Here is a 7,525-nt window from a genome sequence, read left to right as displayed (position 1 = left end):
TCGGCGGTCGCATTGCTGGGAATTTTCGGGGCCGCATGGCTTCGTTGTCCTTCGAGGGACGGTGTGCTGGCGCGCATTGCAGGCATTGTCCCGATCCTGGTCGCCGCGGTTTTCCTTTGGTTTGGCCCTGCGCATCCCGTTAAGCTGGCCGCCAATCGCCCGAAGCTCGCTATCCTCACCGCGCTGCCGCTCTTCTGGACGGAGCCGGGACAGGCCGGGAGCGGGCTGCGCGACGCCCCGATCGTCACGCTGCTGCGGACCCGTTTCACCGTGGAGCCGCTCGACGACCCGCTGCATCTTCCCCGGTCGGGCGCGCGTAGGCTGCTGATCGCACAGCCGCGCGCTCTGTCGCCGGCACAGCTGGTTGCGATCGACCAGTGGGTGCGGGGCGGCGGCACGGCCCTGGTCCTCGCTGATCCGCTGCTGCGCTGGCCCACCGACCTGCCGCTGGGCGATCGTCGCCGCGCACCGTCGGCCAGCTTGCTCGCGCCGTTGCTCGATCATTGGGGATTCGATCGCGGCGCGCTGGCACATGGCGAAATCCGTCATTTCCTGCCCGATGGCCGCCTTGTCACCCTGTCCGGGGCGGCGATGGTACATGCCGTGCCGCAGCGAATGCGGATCGGACGGGGTGAGGCATTGCTGGTCGGCGACGCCGACCTGATCGACGATCGCCTCTGGCTGGTCGACCCGACCCGTCCGCTCGATCCGCGCGCCTGGGTCGCGGACACGCCGGCCTTGCTGGCCCAATGGCTGGCCGCTCCGATTCCCGGCGAGCGCCGCTGGATGCGGAGCCCCGCCGATGTGATTCTGGGTCTGCGCTGGGCGATTCTGGCTGGGACAGGGTGGGCAATGCTGGGAGCAGTGCTCCTCGCCGCGCAACTCGTCGCAAAAAACCGCAGAACAAAAAGCGAAAATGAGGCTGAAAGAAGCCGGGAAAACATTCTAACCCATTTTTGACCGGCTTTTCCCACCCTCTCCCGACTTTTCCCCTTTTCAGTCGGCTCCATGCTTGGTAGAAAAACCGGCATTGGGGTTCGTCAGGCTTTGTGCAGTCCTGTGCGTCGGATGGTCTCTTCGCGATTCCGGCGAAGGGCGGCCTGCGTCCCGGACAAAAGGGGCCTGTTTCCAGCGTGTCGGACGTCATTCTCTATTCGGGCAACGCGTTCAGCGTCGCGGACGGCAAGGGCCGTTTCGTGCTGCCCCTGGAGATGCGCAAGCTGGTCAAGCAGGCCAGCGGCGGCGAAAGCCGCCTGTGCCTGTCCGTCCATTTCGACAATGGTTGCGCCACCGGCTTCGGTCTGTCGCACAAGCAGTTCCTGTTCGACGAAGTCGAGAAGCTGGAGCGCCAGGCTTATGAGTCCGGGCGCGACTTCAATGCCGATCTGGAGCGCGAGAATCGCCTCGGCACGATCGAGGACGTGAATTTCGACGATGGCGGCCGTTTCTTCCTGCACCCCGATATCAAGGAAGAAGCCGGCATCACCGATACGGTCTTCTTCTACGGCGTCGGCCGTTACTTCCAGCTCTGGAAGCCTGAGGCGCTGGTGGAAAGCCCCGATCGTCCGGCCCTGATCCGCAACAAGGTGAAGCGCTGGCTCGAAGCCCGTACAGCGGAAGGGGCGGCCAAGTGAGCGACGCCGCCACCGCGCCCCACATCCCCGTCCTTATCGACGAAGTGCTTGACGCTCTCGCCATCAACCCCGGCGAGATTCATGTCGATGGCACATTCGGCGCGGGCGGCTATTCCAGCGCCATGGCCCGCGCGGGTGCGCGCGTCTTCGCCTTCGATCGCGACCCCGATGCGATTCGCGAAGGGCAGGCGGTCGCCGACGCACATGGCATCACGCTCATCCCCGGCGAATTTTCGCGCATGGCGGAATGGCTGGCGGCGCGCGGCATCGACAAGGTGTCGGGCATCACGCTCGACATCGGCGTGTCCTCGATGCAACTCGACCGGGCGGAGCGCGGCTTTTCCTTTCAGTCGGACGGCCCGCTCACGATGACGATGAGCCAGGACGGCATGAGCGCCGCCGATTTCCTCAACTCCGCCCCGGAAGAGGACATTGCCAACGTCATCTATCGCTATGGTGACGAGCCCAAGTCGCGCCGCGTTGCTCGCGCGATCGTGGAGGCGCGGCCGCTGGAGCGCACCGGCCAACTCGCCGCCGTGGTCCGCAAGGCGCTGGGTCACAAGCTGCATGACAAGAAGGATCCGGCGACTCGCACCTTTCAGGCGATCCGCATCCATGTGAATCGCGAGCTGGAAGAGCTGGAACTGGCGCTCGACGCGGCCGAGGCGCTGCTGGAGGAGGGCGGTCGGCTGGCGATCGTCACCTTCCACAGTCTGGAGGACCGCATCGTCAAGCAGTTCCTTCGCAAGCGCAGTGGCGGCGAAGGCGCGGGGTCGCGGCATCTGCCCGAACGCGCGGTCGGCGCCGCACCGACCTTCGCCAAGCCCGCCAAGGCGGTGCGCCCGGGTGAGGTGGAACTGGCGCGCAACCCCCGCGCCCGGTCCGCCACGCTGCGCAGCGCCGTCCGTACATCTGCCCCCCCCGACCAGTCCCCCCGGAGTGCCCGCTCATGATCGCCGTCAAGAGGTTGCAGAGCTTGATCTGGGTGATCCTCGTCGCACTGGGCGCGCTTGGCGCCTATATGGTGTCTCTGAAGGTCGCAACCGAGCGCAACGACCTGATGCGCGTACGGGCGCAGATCGCGGCGGCGAAGGCGGATATTCGCTATCTGGAAACGGAATTCAGCGCGCGCGCCTCGATGCGTCAGCTGGAGAGCTGGAACCAGCACGACTTCCTTTATGCGACGCCGACCGCGCAGCAATATCTCGCGGGTGAACGCGCACTGGCGCAGCTGGACGGGGTGCAGCCCAACGGTCCCGACTATGTCGCGCCGCCGGTGATGGTGGCGATGGTTGAAAGCCCCGCCGACCTGCCCTCCGCGCCGCAGAAGGCGCCCGAAAGCCCGGCGGCGACCCAGATCCGCAGCGACATCGCGGTCATTCGCGAAGCCCATGCCGCCGATAATGTCGACACGCTGCCCAAGCCCGCCAAGCGCACTCCGGTGCAGCAGGCGAAGGCCGATGCGGATGTGTCGAAGCCCAATCCGATCGCGCGCAAGGCCGAACGGATGGCGATGCTCGACGCCAAGCTGCTGGATGACAGCACGCTGGGCGATCTGACCGCGAAGGCGGCGCGCGAACGGCGGAAGGGGGCTCGCTGACATGGCCACGATCATCGTCCAGCCAGGCGGGCCACGGGCGGGCAAGCAACGGGTCAATCTGACCGCCGTTGCCCATAACCGGTTGATGCTGTTGCTCATCCTGTTCATGGCAATCACGACCGTGGTGATCGGCCGGCTCCTGTGGGTCGGCATTTTTGCGCATGGGGCAGGGGGCGATGGGTCGCTGGGTGCGTTCGTGCCTGCGCGCGCGGATATCGTCGATCGCAACGGCGTGCCGCTGGCGCGGACGATGGACGCCTATTCGATCGCGGTGCGCCCATCGAAGTTGATCGGCGACCCGAACGAACTGGCGCGCAAGCTCAACGAAATCTTCCCCGACGAAAGCGAAGCGGCCTTTCGCAAGAAGCTGACCGGTCGGGGCTGGGCTTATCTGCGTCGCCGCGCGCTGCCGGAACAGGTGGCGGCGGTGAACGCGCTGGGCGAGATCGGTATCGAATTTCCGCGCGAGAAGGAGCGCCTCTACCCGCAGCGCACCCTGGCGGCGCATGTGCTGGGCTTCGCCCCGAATGGCGAGGGTGCAGGCGGCATGGGCGTGGAGGCGGCCTTCAACGACCGGCTGACCGACACGGCGCAACGCAGCAAGCCATTTGCCCTGTCGATCGACAGCCGGGTGCAGGGCGCGCTCGAAAGCGAACTCTATGCGCAACTGGTGCAGACGCGGGCCAAGGGCGCGGGCGGCATCATCCTGGACGCCAATACCGGCGAGATCATCGCCATGGCGTCGATCCCCGTCTTCGATCCCAACAAGCTGCAAAATTACGCCGGCAAACGGTGCAGCGAATCGCCGCTCTGCAACCATATGGTGCAGGCCCGTTACGAGCTGGGTTCCGCCTTCAAGCCGCTGTCGATCGCCGCAGCCATGGATGCGGGCGTCGTGACGTCGATGAGCAAGCGCTATGATGCGACCGCACCGCTCGCCGTCGCCGGTTTTCGCATCAAGGACGACCATTCGCTCGGCCGCTGGATCAACGTGCCGGAAATCCTGGTGCATAGCTCGAACATCGGCACCGCGCGCATTGCCGACGAAATGGGCGCGGCGCCGTTGCAGAAGCTGTTCCGCAGCCTTGACTTCGACCAGCGCGCGCCGATCGAGTTCAACGAGCGCGCCGCCGGCCTCTGGCCGTCCAGCTGGGGCCGAATCACCAGCATGACGACATCCTACGGCCATGGTATTGCGGTGACGCCGCTGCATTTGGCGGCGGCTTATGCCGCGCTGGTCAATGGCGGCATCTGGCGTCCGGCCACCGTGCGCAAGCTTAGCCCCGACGATGTGCCGGAGGGGCGCCGGGTCTTTTCCGCCGCCACGAGCGCGCGGATGCGGCAACTGTTGCGGATGATCGTGTCGGCGGGTACAGGGCGGAGTGCTGACGCCAAGGGATTCCGGGTGGGCGGCAAGACGGGTTCGGCCGAGAAGCCCCAGGAAGGGCGCTATAACAAGACTTCGCTGGTGACGACTTTCGCTTCTGCCTTCCCGATGGACAATCCCCGCTATGTCGTGATTGCGATCATGGACGAGGCGACGGGCCAATATGGCCTGCGCACCGCTGCATGGACCGCCGCGCCCGTGGTGAAGCGGGTCATCGAGCGGACCGGGCCGATGCTGGGCGTGATGCCGGACGAACGGCGAGACGTGGATATTTCGGATTTGATGCCGCTGCTGCACGGCGACAAGGAGAAAGAATGATGCGCCTCGGGTCGCTAATCGAGGAGCTGGACGTCGAGGTCGGTGACAACACCGGCCTCGACACGTCCGTTACAGGCTTCGCGATCGATAACCGCAAGGTTGCACCGGGCACCGTCTTCGGTGCCTTTCAGGGACTGCGCGTCAACGGGGAGGATTATATCCCCGAAGCGGTGAAGGCCGGCGCCGTCGCCGTGGTCGCACGCCCGGAGGCGAAGGTGGAAGGCGCGATCCATATCGCCGACGCCAATCCCCGTCTCCTCTTCGCGCAGATGGCGGCGCGTTATTTTGCGCCTTTCCCCGACGTGACCGTCGCCGTCACAGGCACCAACGGCAAGACCAGCACGGTCGAACTCGCCCGCCAGCTGTGGCGGATGATGGGCCACAAGTCCGCGTCGATCGGCACGCTGGGCGTCACTACCTCGGTCGATCAGGTGTCGACGGGCCTGACCACGCCGGACATCGTCACCTTCCTCGCCAACATGTCGGGCCTCAAGCGCGAGGGCATTACCCATGCCGCGTTCGAAGCCTCCAGCCATGGCCTCGACCAGTATCGCACCGAAGGCCTGCCGGTCCTGGCCGGCGCTTTCACCAACCTGTCGCGCGATCATCTCGATTATCATGGCGACATGGACAGCTATTTCGACGCCAAGATGCGTCTGTTCGACGAAGTCGTCGCGCCGCATGGCAGCGCCGTCGTGTGGGCGGATGACATATGGTCGGACAAGGTCATCGCGCGGGCTACGAAGCGGGGGCTTCGTGTGCTGAGCGTCGGGGTGCAGGGGCAGGCCCTCCGGCTTGCCAACCGCATCCCGACCCAGTTGGGCCAGACGCTGGAGATCGAGGCCGATGACAAGACCTATAAGGTAAACCTGCCGCTGATCGGCGCCTATCAGGCCGCCAATGCGCTGACCGCCGCGGGCCTCGTCATCGCTACCGGTGCGGACACGGCGAAGGTGCTGGAACTGCTGGGTCGGGTACAGCCGGTGCGTGGCCGGCTGGAGCGTGCGGTCATCAGCAAGGCTGGCGCTCCCGTCTATGTCGACTATGCCCACACGCCCGACGGTCTGCGCGCGGCGATCGAGGCGCTGCGTCCGCATACCCGTGGCCGCCTCATCACCCTTTTCGGCGCCGGCGGCGATCGTGATGCGGGCAAGCGCCCGCTGATGGGCAAGGTCGCGACGGAACTGTCCGACCATGTCATCGTCACCGACGACAATCCGCGTTCGGAAGAACCGTCCGCCATTCGCGCCGCCGTACTGGCGGGCGCGCCGGATGCTGAAGAGATTGGCGGCCGCCGCGCGGCCATCGCCGCCGCCATCGGTCAGGCGGGCGCGGACGATATCGTGCTGCTCGCGGGCAAGGGGCATGAGCAGGGCCAGATTATTGGCGATCGCGTCCTGCCCTTCGACGATGTCACCGTAGCGCGTGAGTGCGCGGGTTGATGCGTCACGCACCTGCATCCGTTCGGTTCGAGCGTGTCGAGACCCGACCAGCGCAACCGCTGCTGAACTTCGCTCGAAGCGAACGGGGCTGGTGATGGATACCCTCTGGACCTCCGAGGAAATCGCTCAGGCCACAGGCGGCGCCGCGTCGGCGCCGTTCACCGTTTCGGGCGTCGCATTCGACAGCCGCGAAGTGGGGCAGGGCGACCTGTTCGTCGCGATGAAGGGCGAGGCGACCGACGGCCACAAGTTCGTCGACAAAGCCTTCGGCCAAGGCGCAGCCGGCGCGATCGTCAGCGAAGCCGTAGCCTGGCCCCATGTGTTGGTGCCCGACAGCGCCGCCGCGCTCGAAGCCCTGGGCAAGGCGTCGCGCAATCGTATGGACGGGAAGGTGATCGGCGTCACCGGATCGGTCGGCAAGACCGGCACGAAGGAAGCGCTGTTCCATGCGCTGGACCGTGCCGCGCCGGGGCAGGTGCATCGCTCGGTCAAAAGCTACAACAACCATGTCGGTGTGCCGCTCAGCCTCTCCAGAATGCCGCGCGATATGGCCTATGGCGTGTTCGAAATGGGCATGAACCATGCCGGCGAACTGTCCGCGCTGACGCGGCAGGTCCGTCCCCATATCGCGATCGTCACCGCGATCGCGCCCGCCCATATCGAGTTTTTCGGCACCGAGGCGAAGATCGCCGAGGCGAAGGCAGAGATTTTCGAGGGGCTGGAACCCGGCGGCACCGCCATCATCCCCTATGACAGCCCGCATGTCGCCACTCTCTACAGCAAGGCGGAGCGCCATGCCGATCGCATCCTGACCTTCGGCATGGGTCAGGACGCGGACATTCACGCGCTGGAGACGATCGCGGCACCCGGCGGCGGCACGCTGGTCACGGCGAAGCTGCCGGAGGCGGAACTCTGCTTCACCGTCGCGGCGCCCGGCGACCATTGGGTGTCCAATGCGCTGGCCGTGCTGGCGGCGGTGGAGGCGGTCGGCGGCGATCTGGCGGCGGCGGGCCTGGCTCTCGCCGAAATGCCGGGCCTGCCCGGACGGGGCGAGCGGCGCATTCTGCCCGTGGTCGGCGGCGAAGTGCTGCTGATCGATGAAAGCTATAACGCCAACCCACTGTCCATGGCGGCGACACTCAAG

The 7,525-nt window shown here is 66.1% G+C and carries 7 protein-coding genes; all 7 read left to right on the top strand.

Annotated elements, in window-relative coordinates; translation table 11 throughout:
- A partial coding sequence (locus VMR39_RS25980) for a Gldg family protein (RefSeq protein ID WP_325420682.1) occupies positions 1 to 960 on the top strand: 960 nt, incomplete at its 5' end.
- A 173-nt stretch (positions 961 to 1,133) separates the two neighbouring features.
- Positions 1,134 to 1,634: a division/cell wall cluster transcriptional repressor MraZ gene (locus tag VMR39_RS25975; RefSeq protein ID WP_325420680.1), complete on the top strand. Its 501-nt coding sequence runs from the start codon at positions 1,134 to 1,136 to the stop codon at positions 1,632 to 1,634.
- Positions 1,631 to 2,587: a 16S rRNA (cytosine(1402)-N(4))-methyltransferase RsmH gene (gene rsmH, locus VMR39_RS25970; RefSeq protein WP_325420678.1), complete on the top strand. Its 957-nt coding sequence runs from the start codon at positions 1,631 to 1,633 to the stop codon at positions 2,585 to 2,587. The genes VMR39_RS25975 and rsmH overlap by 4 nt, the downstream gene beginning before the upstream one ends.
- Positions 2,584 to 3,234, top strand: coding sequence for a colicin transporter (locus VMR39_RS25965; protein ID WP_325420676.1), 651 nt, complete (start codon positions 2,584 to 2,586; stop codon positions 3,232 to 3,234). The genes rsmH and VMR39_RS25965 overlap by 4 nt, the downstream gene beginning before the upstream one ends.
- 1 nt (position 3,235) lies before the next feature.
- Positions 3,236 to 4,939 carry a penicillin-binding protein 2 gene (locus tag VMR39_RS25960; protein WP_325420674.1) on the top strand — a complete coding sequence of 568 codons (1,704 nt, stop codon included), beginning with the start codon at positions 3,236 to 3,238 and terminating at the stop codon, positions 4,937 to 4,939.
- Positions 4,939 to 6,381, top strand: coding sequence for a UDP-N-acetylmuramoyl-L-alanyl-D-glutamate--2,6-diaminopimelate ligase (locus tag VMR39_RS25955; RefSeq protein WP_325420684.1), 1,443 nt, complete (start codon positions 4,939 to 4,941; stop codon positions 6,379 to 6,381). Before VMR39_RS25960 ends, VMR39_RS25955 begins: the two co-directional genes overlap by 1 nt.
- A gap of 94 nt (positions 6,382 to 6,475) precedes the next feature.
- On the top strand, positions 6,476 to 7,525 hold a 1,050-nt coding region (locus VMR39_RS25950), incomplete at its 3' end, for a UDP-N-acetylmuramoyl-tripeptide--D-alanyl-D-alanine ligase (RefSeq protein WP_325420672.1).

It is taken from the genome of Sphingobium sp., from assembly GCF_035511395.1.
GTDB lineage: Bacteria > Pseudomonadota > Alphaproteobacteria > Sphingomonadales > Sphingomonadaceae > Sphingobium.
The sequence above is the reverse complement of the archived record's forward strand: the minus strand, read 5'-3'. Positions and strand labels throughout refer to the sequence as shown.